This is a genomic window from Eximiradius proteiniborus, assembly GCF_058546985.1.
The window spans coordinates 425,427-444,812 of the sequence record NZ_CM178592.1 but is presented as its reverse complement, the minus strand read 5'-3'; the positions used below and the strand labels follow the sequence as shown (position 1 = coordinate 444,812).

The 19,386-nt window shown below is 31.9% G+C and carries 15 protein-coding genes; 6 read left to right on the top strand and 9 right to left on the bottom strand.

The window, feature by feature from the left end; all coding sequences use genetic code 11:
* Positions 1-8: 8 nt before the first annotated feature.
* The gene (locus ACY2LT_RS01835) at positions 9-2,267 is read right to left on the bottom strand and encodes an NADP-dependent malic enzyme (protein ID WP_491815962.1); all 2,259 of its coding nucleotides are present in this window, start codon (positions 2,265-2,267) and stop codon (positions 9-11) included.
* A gap of 144 nt (positions 2,268-2,411) precedes the next feature.
* Here ACY2LT_RS01835 and ACY2LT_RS01830 point away from each other — a divergent pair, with 144 nt between their 5' ends.
* Positions 2,412-3,566 carry a pyridoxal phosphate-dependent aminotransferase gene (locus ACY2LT_RS01830; protein WP_491815960.1) on the top strand — a complete coding sequence of 385 codons (1,155 nt, stop codon included), beginning with the start codon at positions 2,412-2,414 and terminating at the stop codon, positions 3,564-3,566.
* 249 nt (positions 3,567-3,815) lie between these two features.
* Positions 3,816-4,370, top strand: coding sequence for a M15 family metallopeptidase (locus tag ACY2LT_RS01825; RefSeq protein WP_491815959.1), 555 nt, complete (start codon positions 3,816-3,818; stop codon positions 4,368-4,370).
* Positions 4,371-4,420: 50 nt separating this feature from the next.
* Here the strand turns inward: ACY2LT_RS01825 and ACY2LT_RS01820 are convergent, their stop codons facing one another.
* The 8 genes from ACY2LT_RS01820 to ACY2LT_RS01785 form a co-directional block, all read right to left on the bottom strand.
* The gene (locus ACY2LT_RS01820) at positions 4,421-6,526 is read right to left on the bottom strand and encodes a BatA domain-containing protein (protein ID WP_491815958.1); all 2,106 of its coding nucleotides are present in this window, start codon (positions 6,524-6,526) and stop codon (positions 4,421-4,423) included.
* A gap of 25 nt (positions 6,527-6,551) precedes the next feature.
* The gene (locus ACY2LT_RS01815) at positions 6,552-8,303 is read right to left on the bottom strand and encodes a metallopeptidase TldD-related protein (protein ID WP_491815957.1); all 1,752 of its coding nucleotides are present in this window, start codon (positions 8,301-8,303) and stop codon (positions 6,552-6,554) included.
* Complete coding sequence (locus tag ACY2LT_RS01810; RefSeq protein ID WP_491815955.1) at positions 8,300-8,848, bottom strand: hypothetical protein; 549 nt, start codon at positions 8,846-8,848, stop codon at positions 8,300-8,302. Before ACY2LT_RS01810 ends, ACY2LT_RS01815 begins: the two co-directional genes overlap by 4 nt.
* Entirely contained in the window at positions 8,829-10,553 is a 1,725-nt protein-coding gene (locus tag ACY2LT_RS01805; protein ID WP_491815954.1) for a TldD/PmbA family protein, read from the bottom strand. The genes ACY2LT_RS01810 and ACY2LT_RS01805 overlap by 20 nt, the downstream gene beginning before the upstream one ends.
* 167 nt (positions 10,554-10,720) lie before the next feature.
* Entirely contained in the window at positions 10,721-12,283 is a 1,563-nt protein-coding gene (locus ACY2LT_RS01800; protein ID WP_491815952.1) for a response regulator, read from the bottom strand.
* A complete protein-coding gene (locus ACY2LT_RS01795) occupies positions 12,280-12,726 on the bottom strand; it encodes a response regulator (protein WP_491815951.1) in 447 nt (148 codons plus the stop codon). The genes ACY2LT_RS01800 and ACY2LT_RS01795 overlap by 4 nt, the downstream gene beginning before the upstream one ends.
* The gene (locus tag ACY2LT_RS01790) at positions 12,716-14,992 is read right to left on the bottom strand and encodes a PAS domain-containing sensor histidine kinase (protein WP_491815949.1); all 2,277 of its coding nucleotides are present in this window, start codon (positions 14,990-14,992) and stop codon (positions 12,716-12,718) included. Before ACY2LT_RS01790 ends, ACY2LT_RS01795 begins: the two co-directional genes overlap by 11 nt.
* Before the next feature lie 13 nt (positions 14,993-15,005).
* Positions 15,006-15,371: a response regulator gene (locus tag ACY2LT_RS01785; RefSeq protein WP_491815947.1), complete on the bottom strand. Its 366-nt coding sequence runs from the start codon at positions 15,369-15,371 to the stop codon at positions 15,006-15,008.
* Between the two features lie 312 nt (positions 15,372-15,683).
* On the opposite strand from ACY2LT_RS01785, the gene ACY2LT_RS01780 reads away from it, so the two are divergent.
* Genes ACY2LT_RS01780 through ACY2LT_RS01765 form a run of 4 tightly spaced genes read left to right on the top strand, consistent with a single transcriptional unit; the run spans position 15,684 to position 19,386 of the window.
* Entirely contained in the window at positions 15,684-16,913 is a 1,230-nt protein-coding gene (locus ACY2LT_RS01780; protein WP_491815945.1) for an ABC transporter permease, read from the top strand.
* Between the two features lie 9 nt (positions 16,914-16,922).
* Positions 16,923-17,585, top strand: coding sequence for a cysteine hydrolase family protein (locus tag ACY2LT_RS01775; protein WP_491815944.1), 663 nt, complete (start codon positions 16,923-16,925; stop codon positions 17,583-17,585).
* A 2-nt stretch (positions 17,586-17,587) separates the two neighbouring features.
* Positions 17,588-18,442 (top strand): NAD(P)/FAD-dependent oxidoreductase, encoded by an 855-nt coding sequence (locus ACY2LT_RS01770; RefSeq protein WP_491816774.1) that lies wholly within the window; start codon positions 17,588-17,590, stop codon positions 18,440-18,442.
* The gene (locus tag ACY2LT_RS01765) at positions 18,439-19,386 is read left to right on the top strand and encodes a radical SAM protein (RefSeq protein WP_491815942.1); all 948 of its coding nucleotides are present in this window, start codon (positions 18,439-18,441) and stop codon (positions 19,384-19,386) included. Before ACY2LT_RS01770 ends, ACY2LT_RS01765 begins: the two co-directional genes overlap by 4 nt.

Genomic DNA, 19,386 nt, shown 5'->3' with positions numbered 1-19,386 from the left:
ATTAATTTTTATTCTTTATGTATTGCATCAGCAACAGCAATTGCGATAATATTGAAAATATCATCAACATCAGAGCCACGTTGAAGGATATGAACCGAACGCTCCATACCAAGCAAGGCAGGACCAATTAATCTCATTCCTCCTATCTTCCCAAGCAACTTGTATGCAATATTGCCAGCATCAAGATTTGGGAAAATTAATACATTTGCACCTGATTTGAGAACACTAAATGGAAATGTTTCATTGATTATTTCAGGAGACACTGCCGTATCAGCTTGCATTTCACCATCAACGATTAATTCTGGTGCTTTATGTCGAATAATTTCCAAAGCTTTACGCATTTTTTCAGGTGATGCCCCATAAGCAGAACCAAAATTACTATATGTTAGCAAAGCAATATTAGGTGTTATATCGAAATTCGCAGTAAAATCAGCTGTAGCGAGCGCTATATCTGCAATTGCCTCAGGAGTAGGTTCAATATTAAGAGTTGTGTCAGCCAGAAAGTAGGCTTTATTTTTGGATGAGACAATATAACAGCCACAAGCATGGTTGTATTTTGGATCTTTGCCAATGATTTCGAGCGCTGGTCGTACAGCATCCGGATAATGAGTGCTCACCCCAGTAACCATAGCATCGGCATCACCCAGATGAACCATCATTGCACCGAAGTAATTTCTACGGAAACGCAATCTATCGTAAGCCTCCTGCCGGATAATACCTTTTCTTTGGCGTAGTGCTAAAAACTCGTCTATGTATTTATTAAGATTATTGAAATTCATTGGATCAATTATTTGCATTTCGGAAATATCAATACCATGTTCTTTCGCTACTTCTTCTATCACTTTTGGATTGCCAAGCAAAATTGGCTTTGCAATTTTTGCGTCAATAGCGTTCAAAGCTGCTCGCATAATTTTCGGATTATCACCTTCGGGAAGTACAACTGACTTCGGATTTTGGCTGGCTCTTTTGAAAATTGGTGTCATAATTACCTGAGCTCGTCCCATTCTAATATTTAATTGACGTTTATATTCTTCGAAATCTTCAATTTTTCGACGAGCAACCCCAGTATCCATTGCTGCTTTAGCAACAGCAGGTGCAACCCATGTAAGCACACGTGGGTCGAATGGCTTCGGAATAATATATTCACGTCCAAATTTCATTTCTTTTACTCCGTACGCACGTTTGACGCTTTCAGGCACTTCTTCCTTTGCAAGAGCGGCTAATGCATAAGCAGCAGCAAGTTTCATTTCTTCATTGATAGCCTTGGAATGAACATCTAATGCACCACGGAAAATAAACGGAAAACCAAGAACATTATTCACCTGGTTTGGATAATCGGAGCGACCTGTAGCCATAATAACATCTGGTCGAGCTTCAACAGCATCTTCGTAAGAAATTTCGGGGTCAGGATTTGCCATTGCAAAAATTATTGGATTATCTGCCATTGTGCGAACCATGTCTTTCGTAACGACATTCCCTTGAGAAAGCCCTGCAAAAACATCTGCCCCGACAAGTGCATCAGCAAGAGTTCGGGCATCAGTCTCAATAGCAAACTCTTCTTTATAAGTATTCATTCCCTTTGTTCTACCTTTGTAAATTACTCCCTGCGAATCACACATAATGATATTTTCTTTTTTCACACCAAGTGAAATATAGAATTTTGCACAAGCGATACCCGAAGCACCTGCACCGTTAAACACTACCTTCACTTCATCAATTTTCTTTCCTACAATTTCAAGAGCATTGAGCAAAGCAGCGCCTGAAATAATTGCTGTTCCGTGCTGGTCGTCGTGAAAAACTGGAATATCAAGTCGTTTCTTCAATTCTTCTTCTATTACAAAGCATTCAGGTCCTTTTATATCTTCCAAATTAATTCCACCAAAAGTTGGAGCAATAACTTCAATAACTCTGATTATTTCATCTACATCTTTAGAAGCAAGTTCAATGTCGAAAACATCTATATCGGCAAATGACTTGAAAAGAACGCCTTTTCCTTCCATAACTGGTTTTCCGGCAAGAGGACCGATATCACCCAGACCAAGCACAGCTGTCCCATTTGAAATAACAGCAACGAGATTGCCTTTTGCAGTATATTCATAGACTAAACTCTCATCGCTATGAATTTCACGACAGGGTTCAGCAACACCCGGTGAATAAGCAAGAGACAAGTCTCTTTGTGTAACACAAGGCTTTGTAGTAATAACTTCAATTTTGCCTTTACGTCCCATACTATGGTACAATAAGGCATCTTCTTTGCGAATTTTCATAGTTTCACCTTTTTGAAATGAAATTAAAGAGTACTATCGCAAAAGTAATAATTAATTATTCTAAATACAATATTTTTTCACGATTAAAATAAATATTCCCATTTTTTTGTAAATTTGAAAAAAATAATTATTAGAGGATACTTTATGGGCAAAATATTTAATGCTAACAGAATTTCTTCAATGACAACTTCGATATTTGCTACAATGAGCAAACTTGCTTTTGATTACAAAGCAACTAATTTAGGACAGGGTTTTCCTGATTTTGATGGTCCACAATGGATAATGGACGCAGCTTATGAAGCAATGAAGTCGGGAAAAAATCAATATGCACCAAGCTCAGGAATTTTGTCATTAAAAAAAGCAATTACTGATTATCATAAAAAATATTATGATTTAGATTGGTCGCTTGATGAAGTAATTGTAACAGCTGGTGCAACTGAAGCCTTGTTTTCGACTATTATGGCTTTTATTGAACTTGGTGATGAAGTAATTATTTTTGAACCTTTCTATGATTCATATCTTGCAGATATTACACTTGCAGGCGGTACTCCTATTGCTGTTACACTCAGAAAACCCGATTTTTCATTTGATTTTGATGAACTTGCCAATGCAATAAATGATAGGACAAAGATGATAATAGTTAATACCCCACATAATCCTACTGGCAAAATATTTACAAAAAATGAGCTTGAATATATCGCCTCGCTTGCAATTAAGCATGATTTGCTTGTGCTAACCGATGAAGTTTATGAATTTTTAACATTTGATAATGAAGCACATATTCCAATGGCATCTATAGATGGAATGAAAAAAAGAACAATCACTATTTCATCAACTGGCAAAACATTTGGTATGACAGGCTGGAAAATTGGCTATGCAATTGCAAATGAAACTCTTGCTACCGCTATTCAGAAAGTGCATCAATGGACAACTTTTGCTGTAAATACACCAGCTCAACACGCTATGGCTTATGCTTTTTCAAAATTGGATGATTATTTACCTGAGTTCCGAAAACTATACCAAGAAAAGCGAAATTTGATATATAATGAATTATTAAAAACAAAATTTATTCCACACAAACCTCTTGGAAGCTATTTCATTATGGTAGATTTACCATCAAATATTTTTGCTGATGATACTCAAGCTGCTATGACACTTGTCAAGGAATATGGAGTAGCAACTATACCACCTTCTGTATTTTATGTTAAAAGCGAAGAAGGTAAAACAATGCTAAGGCTCTGCTTTGCAAAAGAAGATAAAACAATTATTGACGGAATAAGCAAGATGGCAAAAGTTTAATTTTATTCTGTATCAAATAATATTTTTTTATATTAGATTTCAGATAAATTGTTTTTTAAATACATTTTTGAAAAAATGAAATGTAAATCTTTAATTAATAAGACATTATTAAGTAATGTCTTATTTCTTTTATTAATCAGTTGCAATTCTGAAAGCACTAATGACTGCAGAAATAAACCAAATCCGTATAAATTACCATTAATACAATGTATTTCAGATTACCAAGCTTTAGTGCTAAAAAATCCAAATATGGAATTGGTTGATTTGGAGGAATATATACCGAATATAAAATTAGACATAAGATATGCATCTGAAAATAATTTTACTGGTAAAATCATATACTCAATGGCTAAAGCTTACGCTCGTAAACCTGTTGCAATTGCTCTTAAACAGCTTCAGGATTCATTAAACAAATTAGGGTTAGGATTAAAAATATATGATGCATACAGACCATACTCAGCAACTTTGAAATTTTATGAAGTATATCCGGATACAAATTTTGTTGCTAATCCAAAATACGGTTCACGCCATAATCGAGGATGTGCAGTTGATTTATCATTAATTAACTTATTGACAGGCAACGAAATTCCACTGCCTACTTTATTTGATGATTTCTCAGAGAAAGCACACCCAGAATATCCATATTTGCCTGAAGAAGTGCTAAAAAATCGTTCATTTCTCTTTGACATTTTGTCTCATTTTGGATTTACTCATTATCCAACTGAATGGTGGCACTTTGACTATCAAGGCTGGAATAATTATCCATTGATGGATTTATCATTTGAGGAATTGAATAAAAAATAATCCATAAATAAGCAATTTGAATAATTCATTTTAAACTTGTAAAATCTGAATTATTCCGAAAAATCCTGATTTTTAGATACTTTTTGAACAATCATTTCAGCAATAACACAGAAAATAGCCAGTAGTAACAAAATACTCCAAATCTCCGTTCCAATTCTGGCTCGTTTCAAATCATGTGATAGTTGAGAGTAATTTGTAAGAATAAATATATTCTTGTTGAGAGTTGTTTTCGAATAGAGATGAGATAGAAGCGTTGAAATATCTGGTTTTTGAATATTAGATTCATTTTTAGGCATATTCAAAGAAAATACATATGCTATTTTGTTCTGAGAATTAATTATTTGATAAACACCAGTTTCATTAAATAGTTCGAGATATAAAGCCGCGCCAGTTTGTAGAAGAGGCAGTTGAACAATGGTTTGATTTCCGGATGGATCAATTAACTTAAAATTAGGGTTAGTAGATAATTTTTTTGGAATCATCACGGTCTGCCGACTCCCAACATCAAAAGAATAACCTAATGTAATAGAAGAAGACAAATAAAATACACTTCTAAAAATTAATGATGGGAAAAGCGAAAGCAGTGGGAAATTACTCCAATTTAAGTTTGGTGCAACAGAAAAATAAAGGCATTTACCATCTCCAAATTGATTTTCTGATAGGAAAAAGCCATCCTGAAATTCAATTATTGGGAAACCTGTATTTGCAGGTAAAATCGTAAATATTTTTGGGTTGTCTATTTGGTTAACGTTAATAGCATCGCCGGAAAGTTTGAACATACCGTCAAAAATGGGATGTTTTGCATCAAAATTTGAAAATGTTGCAGGAGATTTTTCCGAAAAACTCTTTTTATCAGATAAATTAAATCCAAATTCTGCAAGTAAATTCCGATAATTATCATTAATTGGTTCTGATGGGAAAAATATTGCCGAACCACCGTTGGAAACATAATCCTTTATCCGTTTTTTCTTGTTTTCAGAATAATTTGAAAAATTAAGTATTAAACAGTCAAACTTATTTAAATCAAGATTATCAACTGAGCTTTCATCAAAAAATGAAGCATTTATTTGATTCTGAGCATCATCTGTTGAGAATAATGCTTTAAGAAAGTAGTTGTTAGTTTGCTCACCGAAGATTGCAATATTAGGTTTTTCAGGAACAATAAATCCAAAGTATCGATTATTATCAGCAAGAAAAGCATCGTTTTCAAGTTCTATTGCTGCGGAAACCACACCCGATTTTTGAATTTGGGCTGCAATAGGAATTGTTTTAGTAGAATTTGCAGAAATATCAAATGATTTCTGAGCCACTTTCTGTTTGTTAAACAGTAAACTTATTAAAGCACCTTTTGCATCCTTTTCAGAATGATTTTTTACTGTAACTGATAATTCAACTGTTTTCCCTATTGTGAAAAATTTTGTAAGAACATCGACAGAATCAACAGAAAGATTTTCAAAATTACTATTCGATGAATAACCAATTGGAATAAAGTATATAGCAATGTTTTTATTATTTAGTTTTAGTGAATCTTCTGAATGAAAGACATTTTTTTGTGCATCTGAAATAACAAATAATTCTTTTGCAAAATTATTAGCGTTTTGAAAAAATTTTGCGGCTAATCTCATTGAATTATCCAATGAAGCAGGTATAGGCTGCAATTTAATCTGAGACAGAGACTGAATTAACAAATCTTTATTTTTAGTAAAAGCAGGTTGAAAAGTATTATTAATATTAATACTTGACATTTCAATAATTAGTGCCTCATCTCCTTCTTTCATAGAATTAATAATTTTCTCGGCACTTTTTTTCGCCTGAACAAATCTATTCCCAAACTCATCAGAAACATCCATACTATAGGAGTTATCTATCAAAATTATTATGCTCGACTTTGCATAATTCTCGAATCCAGGTATTGAGCCTTCGATAATTGGTCGAGCAAAAGCAAGAACAGTGAAAGTAATGATAAGAGTTCGCAGAATCAATAAAATAATTTGCTTTATTTTTAATCTTTTTATTTTAGTTTTTTGTAGTTCTTTTAAAAACTTTAAAGATGAAAACTCAATATTCTTTAATTTACGTAAATTAAGAAGGTGCAATAATACAGGTATTGAAGCTGCAACTAAGCCAATCAAAAACAATGGATTTATAAAATTCATAATAGTTCAAAAAATGAAAAACAAATCAATTCAAAACAACAGGTTTAGACAAAATTGGTGGCTTCTTAAAATCGTCATCGCTTGATTTAATCTCACCATCTTCAAGAAGCAAGTCAAATGAAACTATGCTCGCTGGAAGATATGATTTCCCACCCGTCATAAATGGATTTACAACAGCGCTTGCTAAAAAATTATAAACAAATTGATTTTTCCCAACATATATAATATCTTTAAAAGATTGGGTAGAAATATTATTTACGAAAGCCCCACGAACTAATTCTTCTTTGCCATCTGGATATAATTTATAAGCCTGTGTTATCAGTAACTTATTTCCACCCCGTGGAATATCAATATTTCCAAAAGTTAAACCATACAAACCGGTATAAAGAATATTGATATTTTGTACTTTCTTTACAATAATGCCGTAAGGAAGTTCGCGGGCTTTTACAAGTTTTATCAGTTTGCTTTTCAGTTCATTGAATGAAAGTTGATTTTTATTAGCAGATAAAATAATGTTGCTAAACATAGCAGAACCACCTCTATTATGTCCATTACTCTGTTTTACCCGACGAGTAGGCACACGAGAGGACATTAAATTCTTTAGATAACCATTTTCAACTAATAGCAGATCCTGAGCTTGAATTCCCTCATCATCGATTTTGTAATAACCAAACAACTGAGTGTTTTTATAATCTGAAAGGTTTGGTTTTGCCCATACAGAAATAAATTCAGGCAACACTCTGCCACCGATTTTATTCTGAAAAACAGAAAATTTATCATCATCAGTAAAGAAGCCACCATCCATCATCGGTTTTCTTTGAGCAACAAGATTTGGGACAAAAATTTGAGCAAACAATTCAGCAGAAGCCTGTTCAGTAAATAATATTGGACCGTTGTATGACTCATCGATAGTTGAGGCATTCTTCAATTGTGAAACATTTTTGGCAACAAGATCAGCACCTTTAATTAGTGAATCAAGCGTAGGAAGTTTTTCAGGAGTTCTGCTATATGACGAAAAAAAATCAAAAACAAGCATACCATCGACACATTGAGTTGCGGCAATGACCTCTACCCCACACTGACTGTTTCTTTTAATGTATTCAGTGCCTTCACTGTTAATGTAATAAACAAATTCATCAATACCTTCAACAGTTGTTTTAGAAACGTCAATATTTTCATAGCTTCTGAAAACAGAAGAAACTTTTTTTGCGATTTCTTCTAATTTATTAATGTCAATATTGACTATATAATTAGTATCTATAGACTTATATGGTTGTGTTTTAATAAAATCAGGGGTTGTGTCCCTTCTGATTTTATTTTTTAGAGAAGTTTCTTTTTTGGTATATATTTCAGCACTTCTTTTATAGGCTGCATCAGTTGCAAGCCACAAATGTTTTCGAAGATTATAGTAATCAAGCTCAGTAGGAATACGTCGGTTCATAAATTGTTCTTCGTCATCACCACTACCGAACAAATTTAATCCAAAATCAATATAATTTGAGTTATCGAACTGATAATCGCCGACTTTCACATTAACAGTAAGCCGAGCAACTGGTAAAGCTTTCAAATCGGTAGTATTTCCTAAAACTGCTTGCACATTGAAATTTGTTGAATATTCAAGTTTATATTCAATGAAATATGGTTTTTGCAAATTTTCTATTTTCAGTTGTTTCATAGAACGATTCATTTCATCTCGCAAAGCTTGCATTATTTCATCTTTGGCATACAAATCAGAGATAAGTATCCCAAATACAACAAGCAAAAATATTTTTTTCATTTATGAACCTCGTTTTGATTGCAAAATTTGGATAAAGCATTATAGAAATCTTCAGGCTTTTGAGTGCCAATAAGCAATCGTGCACCATCTTTAAATAACAGTTGAATTCCTACTTTACCGTAGACGTTAAATGCACGTCCAGCAGGTCCAATACGAATTCCCCATCCTCCATAATCAAGGATAGGACTATATTCACGGATATTGAAACGTTTAATATTGTCAAAACTATACGTTTTAAACTTCATAAAAGGAAATAGTCTAACGTGAATACCGGATTTTGTAATATAGGTTTCCAACTTACTCGAAAAGAAAAGCACAAGAATACCTACAGCAAATATCAATGAAATAGCAATTGATATTAATAATCCTTGATTGGATAATGGTTTATCTCCAAAAGGGATATGCTCAACCGATTGAAGATAATAACCATAAATAAAAAATAATAATGGGAAAATAGCTGCTACAACTACCAAAACAGTTAGTGTTTTTTGTTTAAATTTCTGAACTTCATAAAATTCAATTTGTTCATTGAGAAATTGCTTCATAATCAGGTGCCTCTAATATTGGGGGTTTAGCTTGTGATTTAACTTTTTTCTGAACTTCTATTCTCGAAACTAATAAACTTGGAGAAACAGCAGATACAGGCACTCCTCCAGATTCGGCTCCACAAGTGCCATTGAAGATACCTATATCATTAGCTGCTAAAATCACATTTGAGAATGTTGTAAGCGGTGTTCCAATTAAATCAACACCTCGAACAAGTTCATCAGGACGACCGTCAACATATACTTTATAAACAACAATCGGGGTAACATTGAATGCATTTGGAATATATCGCGTGGTAAAAGTAAAACCACCTGAAACTTGTTCAAAAAACAATCCATATTCTTTGTTTTGCTTTTTGGCTTCTTCTATAAGTCTATTTCTTAATTCAGAATTAGATACTGTTTGAGTAGCTTGAACAATTAAATTTGACTGGCGGGAAATTGCTTGATACCCAATCTGTTTTCTGCCGTGACCATTTGAGTTAGGAAAGTTTTCAATAGGAATTCGAGACATTAGATAGCCATTGAAAGTGCCATTTTTGACGGTTTCAACTCTTTGAGCTGGCACACCTTCATCGTCATATTTGTAATAACCAGAAATTGCCTTCCCATTAATTTCAGAAACAGTAGGGTCGAAGATTACATTAATGAAATCTGGTAGAATTTTTTTTCCAAGCGAACTTTTGAAAGTTTGGCTACTGGAAGGATCTTTTTCACGATGTCCTTCCACCCTATGTCCGAATATTTCGTGAAAAAACACACCAGCCGCTTCTCCTGATAATATTGCAGGACCAGAATAAGTTTCAGCTAATGGAGCATTACGTAATTTATCAAGAAGAACTATCATTTCATCAATTTTTTTAGAGATTTCCTCTTCCGAAGGCAATCCGTCAGGTGTAAAAGCAAAATACGATTGGTACAGTGGAAGACTCATTCCATCATCTGCTTTTGTTTTCAAATAGATAAAAATTCGAGCAAAGCTTTCGCTGGTAGCAACCTCAAATCCATCAGTATTTAGGATTAATTTATTATTAACTTCGAACGAAAAAGAAATAGACGCATTGTGTAGCCATTTGTGAGAGTTGAATTTAGCTGATAAATTTCGCAAAATACCAGCCCACTTAGCTGTATCCAAATAATAATTTTGTTTATTATTATCATTATGAAGTAAATTGATATTTTGCCAGGTCTGAATATCTCGAATTGGTTTTTCTTTGGAAAAATCGTCAGAAGTATCTTCTTCGGCAACTTTTACTGCCTGATTTGTCAATGCCTTTTCATATCGCTCGGTAGCATTTTTATATATCTGATCGGTAGCATACCAAATGATATTTCTAATTGAAATTTCATCATTGTTTAATGGCAATGATATTTTGCTTACACTCGATGAAAAATCAAAAGGATTTCCTCTAATGATATGAGTATTGTCAAATTTGTGGCTACCTACTCGTAGATCAATATCCAGAAATCTTGATTGATCAAAGCTATTTATACTTATTTTACCGAAAGAGGCTTGTATATTAGCTTTTTGAGTTTCTAATACATAATAAGAGATAAAATATGGTGGCAACTTCTGTGATGATAGCTCTTCCTGACTTCTTTTCATCTCTTTTTTCAAAATATCCAATAATTCTATATTGGAAGACACTAATTCAATTGAATATCCCAAAAATATAATAAATATTAACAAAAATAGTTTTCTCATTTTTTAACCTTCAAAACATAAAAGAACTTTGACGAAAATTAACAGAATTAATTTGTTATCACTTTAAAATTACAAAAAAATACTTAAATAATTAGCAAACGCTCATTATTTAAGTATAATAAAGAATAAATAGGAAAAGTTAAATTGAGTAGCTATTTCAGTATTACTCACATATCATTTAGTGGCAAAATGACACAAATTTGTGATTTTTTGTTTTTATGTGGTTGAATTTTCAAAGTTCCATTAATAGATTTCATAATAAATTCAATTAGTTTTAAATTAATAGAAATGCTTTGAAAAGTACCGGAATTGTTTATCTTTTTTGTATTATTAAACACAAAAAGATTTGGAGAAAAATCACCTAAAATACTTATTTCATAAAAATCATCTCCAATTCTGTTAGCAATCGTTATTTGTTCATCAACAGCAATTTTGGAGACGACATCGATAAGATTATTAAGTAGCGATCGAATAACTAAACCATTATGAATCAAAATTTCCTCATCACCTTCGTAAGAGATTTTAATGTTCCTGTAATTCAGAGGACTATTTACTATAGCCTGCTCAATTGAATAAAGTATTTTTGGTAATACGATTCTTTCTTTTTTAGTAGAAAAATCTTTGTCGGAACGGATTTGCTCAATTAAATGGGCTACCTCCATAGACTTTGTCAGTGAATCAATTAAATCAAAAATGTTTTGTAAATGCTTTGTAGATATTTCATCTAAATTTTCCTCGAAAGGTTCTAAATAATTAATATCAATTAGACCATAATATTTCTTAACTTCCTCTATATATGCTTTACGTAAAATTTTGGATTGCCTTTCTTTTTCACTGAAAGAAGCAATTTCTTCTTTTGCTTGCTGAAATTTCTGAAAAGCACTTGATTTAAGAATATTCAATGTTTCTTTATTATTACTACCGTTTATGTTCTTTTTAATTAGGTTTTCAATCTGTACATTTAATTCAATCAGACATCTTTCTAATTCAAGACGTTTTTCTGCTTCGCGCAAAAGGAAAAGGATTGCTTTATTCATTCCCCAAGGAACAATCGAGGCAGAAACATCAACAAATAGATAACCGCCTTTTGCTTTTGGAAAACTGACAGAATGATGAATCGAACCATTAATCTTTACTGACTCGAGAAAGTTTTCCTGAAGAAAAAGTTTAGTATTGGAAAAAATTTTAGAATAGTGCTTTCCAATGTTGGGTTTTTTCTTGTATCCAAGGAGATTATACATTGTGTAATTAATATCATAAATAATTCCAGTATTGCAATCCATAATAAAAGCAGCATCGTTTGCAAAATCAAAGAATTTTTGAAAAGCTTGTTTTGACTTTTGTAATGCTTCTAAGTTGCTATTATGTTCTAATCCGTATTTCAATACTCGTCTTAGAATACCAGTATTTAAGTTATTTTTTGAGATATAGTCAATTGCACCATTTCGAACAGCCATAATAGCATAATCTTCATCTTGATAACCAGTAAGTACAGCAATAGGAACTCCTTTTGCAAGTGTCTGCATTTTAAAAAATGTATTAATACCGAATGAATCAGGTAAAGCTAAGTCAAGCAGAATTAAATCAAAATTATCTTTGTTGAATTCGCTTATACCATCTTCCAATCTGATTTGCCAATTAATATCAACATTTTCATTAGTATATTCTTCAATAAGAGTTTTTATTAAAAAGTAGTCAGATTTACTATCTTCAATCATTAATATTTTCATTCTTCCCTCTTTGGAAGTGTTACAATTGAAAACCAGAAATTTTCAATTCGCCGAACTATTTCGCAAAATTGACTAAAATCCAATGGCTTTGTTACATAGCAGTTAGCGTGAAGATTATATGATTTCAGAATATCCTGTTCATCATTAGATACTGTCATCACCACAATTGGTATTTTCTTTAACTTTTCATCTTTCTTTACTTCCTCCAAAACTTCGAACCCATTTTTTCTTGGCATATTAAGATCGAGAATAATAAGATCAGGTGTAGGGGCATTTTCAAAACCATTTTGCTTGCGCAAAAAATCCATCGCGAATACACCATCAGAAACATTATGTAAATTATTAAGCAACTTGGTATCTTTGAGTGCTTCTTCGATTAAGCGAACATCACCGATATTATCTTCAACTAATAAAATTTCAGCAGGACGTAAATCATAATTCATATAGCTCATCCTTAATGTTTTTCGAAATAGAAAAAATAAAAGTAGTTCCTTCGTTCAATTCGGATTCGAAGGTAATCCAACCATTATGACGTTGAACTATTCGGCGGCAAATAGCAAGCCCAATGCCGTTGCCCGGGAATTCGTCTCGCGTGTGTAATCTCTGGAAAATCTTAAAAATTCTATCTTTAAATTGTTCGTCAATTCCTATACCATTATCCTTTACTTTAAAAACATATTCACTCTCGTTTTCGTCAGAAGAGATTACAATTTCTGGTCTAACCTCATTTTTTGAGAATTTCAGTGCATTATTAATTAAATTTAAGAAAAGTTGGAACATTTGTCCTTCGTCGCAAACAATGTTTTCTGGAAGTTCATTGAAATAAATACACGCTTTTTTATCTTTAATAGCTAACTTTAAATTATCAATAACCTTGCTTACAAGATTGTTCATATTAACAGGTTCAAATTTTCCGGGACGAGTATTTATCCGGGAATAAGACAATAAATCGTTTACCATTTGTTGCATTCTTATAGAGCCATCAATCGCAAAGTTTACAAATTCAGTTGCTTCTTTGTTGAGTGAACCAAAATATCGCGATTTGAAAAGTTGCAGAAAACTGCTAATCATTCGCAAAGGTTCTTGTAGGTCGTGAGAAGCAACATAAGCAAATTGCTGGAGTTCTTCATTTGAACGAATGAGTTTGCTTAATAATACTTTTTCCTTTTCTTCAAGTATTTTTCTTTTGTGAATATCCTGTAAACTACCAGCAACACGTGTTGGTAAATCATTTTCATCTTTAATAATTTTTCCTTTAACTAAATACCATCTGTAGCTATTATTTTTGTTTGATTTTAATCGCAATTCAAAAGCAAACGGCAAGAATTGACTGAAATGTTGTTGAACTGTCTCAACTACAAAATTCACATCATCTGAGTGAATTAAATTTAATATAAATGAATTATTGTAAATATTGCATTCTGATTCAATTTCAAGCATATTTTTCAACTTAGGAGAAAGCCAAAGTCGTTCTTGCTGAACATCCCAATCCCATAAGCCATCATTAGAACCTTCGACTGCAAGCTCATATCTTTGTTGAGTTTCAATTAATTGTTTCCTTAATTCACGAGCAACAGTAACGTCTCTGAAAATCATCCAATACCCGTTAGTTTTACCGAAGAAATCTTTTTTTGCCCAAATTTTGGCATTTAAAATAATTTTGCTTCTATCTTTTTTTAGGAATATTAATTCATCAATAAAATGATTTTCTTTGTCCAAATTAGAAGTATGAATAGAGCTTATTATAGTCTGTATTGTTTTGCCTTTTATCTCGTAATAATTCAGTTCGACCATTTCACAAAAAGTTTTATTAGCATCAATTATTTCCCAGTCATTGGAAACATATACAATTCCGTCAGAACTTGTGTGAAATAAATTTTGATATAGTCGTATAGATTCGTTTAACTCGCGAGACAGGATGTTAATTTTGGTAATATCAAGGAAAAATCCGAAAATTCCAACTAATTTATTGTTTCTATCTAATTGTTTGGTAAAAGAAACATAATAATCCCGAACATTATTTGGACTTATTAAAAGTGTAGTATCGGTTACTAATGTCAGCTCATCAGAATTAATAAAGTTTATAAGTTGTTGATGCAAGTTGTGTTTAGTTGTCTGTGAGTTTGAATCAAGTTCTGTTAAGTTAATATTCGAAAGTTTATTCGAATTAGTTTGGAAAATTTTATTAAAAGTACTATTTGAATTTTTAATAATCAGATTATTATTTAAATAGATAACGGGGATAGGAATAGAATCAAAAAATGTAGAGAAATAATGTTTGATTTCTTCAAGAAGAGATTTTTTTTCTTCAAGTTCAGTAATATCCTGACAAAATGTTAAATAACCAATCGTTTCACCACTTGCATTGCAATATCTAACATTAATCCATTCGCAAACAACAACCGAACCATCTTTTTTGTAATTACGATTTTTACTTGAACAACTGTCACTAGCAGTCAATTCATTAATCACATTTTGGAATAATTCAATATCTTGTTCATAAACAAAATTTATTTGAGAAACAGATTTGCCAATTACTTCATTCTCTTCCCAAAGGAAAATTTGTTGAGCTTTTTTAGACCACTTATTGATACGCCACTGAGTGTCGAACAAAATTATTGGAATAGGACAAAATTCAAAAAAAACATCGATAGTATTAATTGAATCATTCAATATTATTTTTGAAATTATATTTGAAGTATCTGTCATTTTTTCATTCTATTTAAATATCAAAGCTACATTCATAAAATTGGATAAGTTCAATAAAAGCACTCCAATCCATAGGCTTATTAAGAAAATCAGTGGCACCGAAATTGAACGCTTCTTTAATAATAGCTTGATTTGGAGAACCTGAATACAAAATAAAAACAATATCTTCGTTTAATGCTTTTAAGTGTTTGAGCAGATCAATTCCGTTAATATTTGGCATAAAGTAATCACAAAGAACAACGTCGTATTTGTAAGGCTGATAATGATCAAGAGCTTCCCTTGCATCATTAAAAGCATCACAATCGTAACCATTAATCTCTAAAGCATTTTTCAACATTTCGATTGTCGAGCAATCATCATCAACGATAAGTATTTTCATATTTACCTCCAATACAAAATATACTGTTCATAATACATACAATTAATATACCACACTTAAAACATAAGAAATCGCCAATATAATCAATTGATATATATAGAAATACAAGTTTTAGACAAACCTAAAATTAATCTTTCAATTTTGAATGAACTTTTATTTTGGAATGCGAAATTGAATAGTTATTCAAAATTGAATATTTATATGAAATAAGAATGAAAATAATATTAACTGAATTTTTTATAAAGAGAATCAATAAATTTGAAACTAATTTATGCTAATTACGTAAATTTGAAAAGAACACTGTGAGGTAATATGAATATTCTTGAAAGTGTAAAATTAGCAATTGACTCAATTCGAGTTAATAAGCTCAGAACTTTTTTAACTCTATTGAGTATATCTATCGGAGTATTTGCTATTATTGGCGCAGGCTCGCTTGTCGCATCAATCAATTCAACTGTTGAAGGCGAAATAGAAGCACTTGGAGAAACAACATTTTATATATTCAAAGATCCTAAAATACAGATGGGCAATTCTTGGAGAAAATATGCAAGAAGAAAGCCTATTACTTATGCACAATATCAACAGTTGAAAAATAAATTATCGCTTGTTTCACTTGCTTCTGCTGTATCTGTTTCTTCCGGGCAAACTGTGAAATTTGGTAACAACGAAACAAATCCAGATGTTAATTTGATAGGTGTTGATGAGGATTATTTTATTTTGGAAAACCGTAATTTTTCAGATGGAAGAAATATTGTTAAAAGCGATATTATTGCAAATCGAAATGTTGCTGTCATAGGCAATGATGTTAAGGTGAAATTATTCCCTAATATTAATCCAATTGGCAAAATGATTACAATTAACAACCAGAAGTATGAAATAATTGGTGTGCTTGAACCAAAAGGAGCAATGTTTGGGCAAAGTCAGGATAATATGGTCTTAATTCCTATCACTCACTTACTTAATTATTTTGCTTCGTTCTGGGAATCCTCTGTACAGATTGTTTTAAGAGCACGATCAAGAGATGAATTTACTCAGGCTATTGACGAAGCCATTGGAGTAATGCGATTAGTTAGGAATTTAAAGCCTTGGGAAGAAAATGATTTTGAAATAGAAACAAATGAATCAATCAAAGAACAATTTTCAGGGCTTACAAAATACCTGCAATGGTTTGGGTTTATTAGCGGAGGTATTGCTTTAATTGCCGCAGGTGTTGGAATAATGAATATAATGTTAGTTTCTGTTAAAGAAAGGACACGCGAAATAGGTGTTCGAAAAGCGGTTGGAGCTAAGCGACGTTGGATAATGTATCAGTTTATTATTGAATCTATTACACTATGTCAGGTTGGCGGAGCAATTGGTATTGTTGTTGGTATTTTAGCAGGTGGAGCATTCGGATTAATGATTGGTGGAACATTCTCAATTCCAATCGGATGGGTTGTATTTAGCGTTATTATTTGCACACTTTTAGGCGTTGCATTTGGTGCTTATCCAGCCTGGAAAGCTGCAAAACTTGACCCAATTGAAGCATTAAGATATGAATAAGCATCAGCAATGAAGAAATCACCATATTTTACTCCAGCAAGTATCGAAAAGGTTGCTCAAGAGATGCAAAAAAAGCTTGAAGATTACGGATTAGGAAAATTCAGAGAGTTTGCAACCGATGCGATAGCTTTGATAGTGCTTGATATGCAAAATTATTTCCTACTCGAAGAATCTAATGCGTTTATTCCATCAGCGAAATCAATTGTTACAAACATAAATAAATTGATTAAAATATTCAATCGTAATAATTTTCCTGTTATTTTTACAAAACACTCAAATAACGAAGAGAATGCCAGGCAGATGGCAGTACGTTGGAAACATTTAACACCTGAATCCGGTGTTTTTAATGAAATTTATGATAAAATTGATAGTACTAAAGGAATTTTCATAAACAAAAATCAATATGACGCATTTTTCTGCACTAATTTGTTAAATATTTTACAAGAGAGAAAAATAAAACAAGTGATAATTACAGGTGTAATCACCAACTTGTGTGTTGAAACCACTGCTCGTTCTTCATTTGTCAATGGATTTCACACTATAGTTCCAATTGATACAACAGCAACATATAATTTAGATTTACATTTATCATCATTCATTAATCTCTCATTTTCAATTAATTCCACACCTTTATCAAGCGAATTAATTAACTATTTGGAGAATAATATTTGAAAGTGATTATTATTGGTGCGGGACCAGCTGGATGTACTGCAGCTATGCAATTAAGGCGATTTGGATTCGATGTCGAATTAATTGAAAGAAATTGCATAGGTGGACTACTGCAAAATGCAAATTTAATAGAAAACTATTTGGGTTTTCCAGATGGAATTTCTGGTGATATGTTTTGCAAGTTGATTAATGAACAAATCTATAAATTGGGTATTAGTGTTATTTACGACGAAGTAAAGCAAATAGAAATTATCGATAACGAATTTATCTTGAGCCTAACAAAGAATACTAAGAAATGCGATATTTGTATTGTTGCAACTGGAACGAAGCCTATTCAACTTTCTGAGGTAATAATTGAAGAAGAAGCAAGAAAATATGTTTTTTATGAAATTTCGAACATCAAACATCAAATAAACAATTGTAAAGTAGCGGTATTAGGGAGTGGAGATGCAGCATTTGATTATGCAATCTCATTATCAAAGAGAAATACTGTCTCGATAATAATGAGAGGATGTAACCCCAAAGCAATTCGGACATTAGTTGATACTTGCAATAAAATTAACAATATTTCATTAGAAAAAAATATTCAGTTAATAAAAATCATTAGAATAAATGACAAATTGTTGTTAAATTGCATTAAGGATAGTGAGTTAGTCAATTTTGAAGTTGATTATTTAATTGTAGCAATAGGTAGAGAAAAAAATCTACCAAAGATGAGTGAAAAAGCTTTAAAATCAGATAGATTATTTTTAATCGGAGATGTTGCTACGGAGAAAAACATAAGACAAGCATCAATAGCAGCTGGACAAGGAATGGAAGCTGCAATGAGTGTTTATTTAAAAAATTGGAATAAGCTATGAGAGTTATTGCAGAAACAGAAAAATCAGATATAGCAACAGTTTATATTGCAGAATTCGGGGAAGGGAAATATTTAGAATTTGTCGAATCAACACAACCGCCTATTCCCAGAGAAAAGAAATGGGTATTAATTGTATCCACATTGTTTGGTTGCCCAATCGGATGTAAGTTTTGTGATTCAGGTTGGCAGTATTTTGGGAAATTATCTAAACAAGAAATTTTCCAACAAATCGATTATATTGTTTCCAGACGCTTCCCAACGCGTGAAATAAACACCGATAAATTCAAAATACAATTTTCGAGAATGGGCGAACCAACTTTGAATGAAAACGTTCTCGATGTATTGGAAGAATTTGACCAACATTTCAAAGCTAAAAACTTTATCCCTTCCTTGTCAACAGTTGCACCGATTGGAAGAGATAATTTTTTTGCAAGATTACTTGAAATAAAGAAGAAAAAATATGACGATACATTTCAGCTTCAATTCTCAATCCATTCTACTAACTATGCTCAAAGAGATAAAATTATCCCAGTAAAAAAAATGAATTTTCAAGAAATCGCTCAATATGGTGAAAAATTTTACAGCGGAAATAATAGAAAAATAACATTAAACTTTGCTTTATTTAAAGATGCCGAAGTTGATGTTAATATTATTAGAGAGTATTTTAATCCTGAATTTTTCTTAATAAAATTAACGCCTGTCAATCCAACTGCTGCATCAAAAAATAATAACATTGTTTCAGAAGTCTTTTCGAATTCGAATGTTCACAAATTAGTGAAACAACTTGAGGCATCAGGATTTGATGTAATACTAAGTATTGGAGAAATGGAAGAAAATAAGATTGGAAGCAATTGTGGGCAATATATCACTAATTTTTTGAAAATGCGTCAAAAATATGATGATGCTTACACATATCCTCTCATTTTCACTAATGAAAGTTTATAA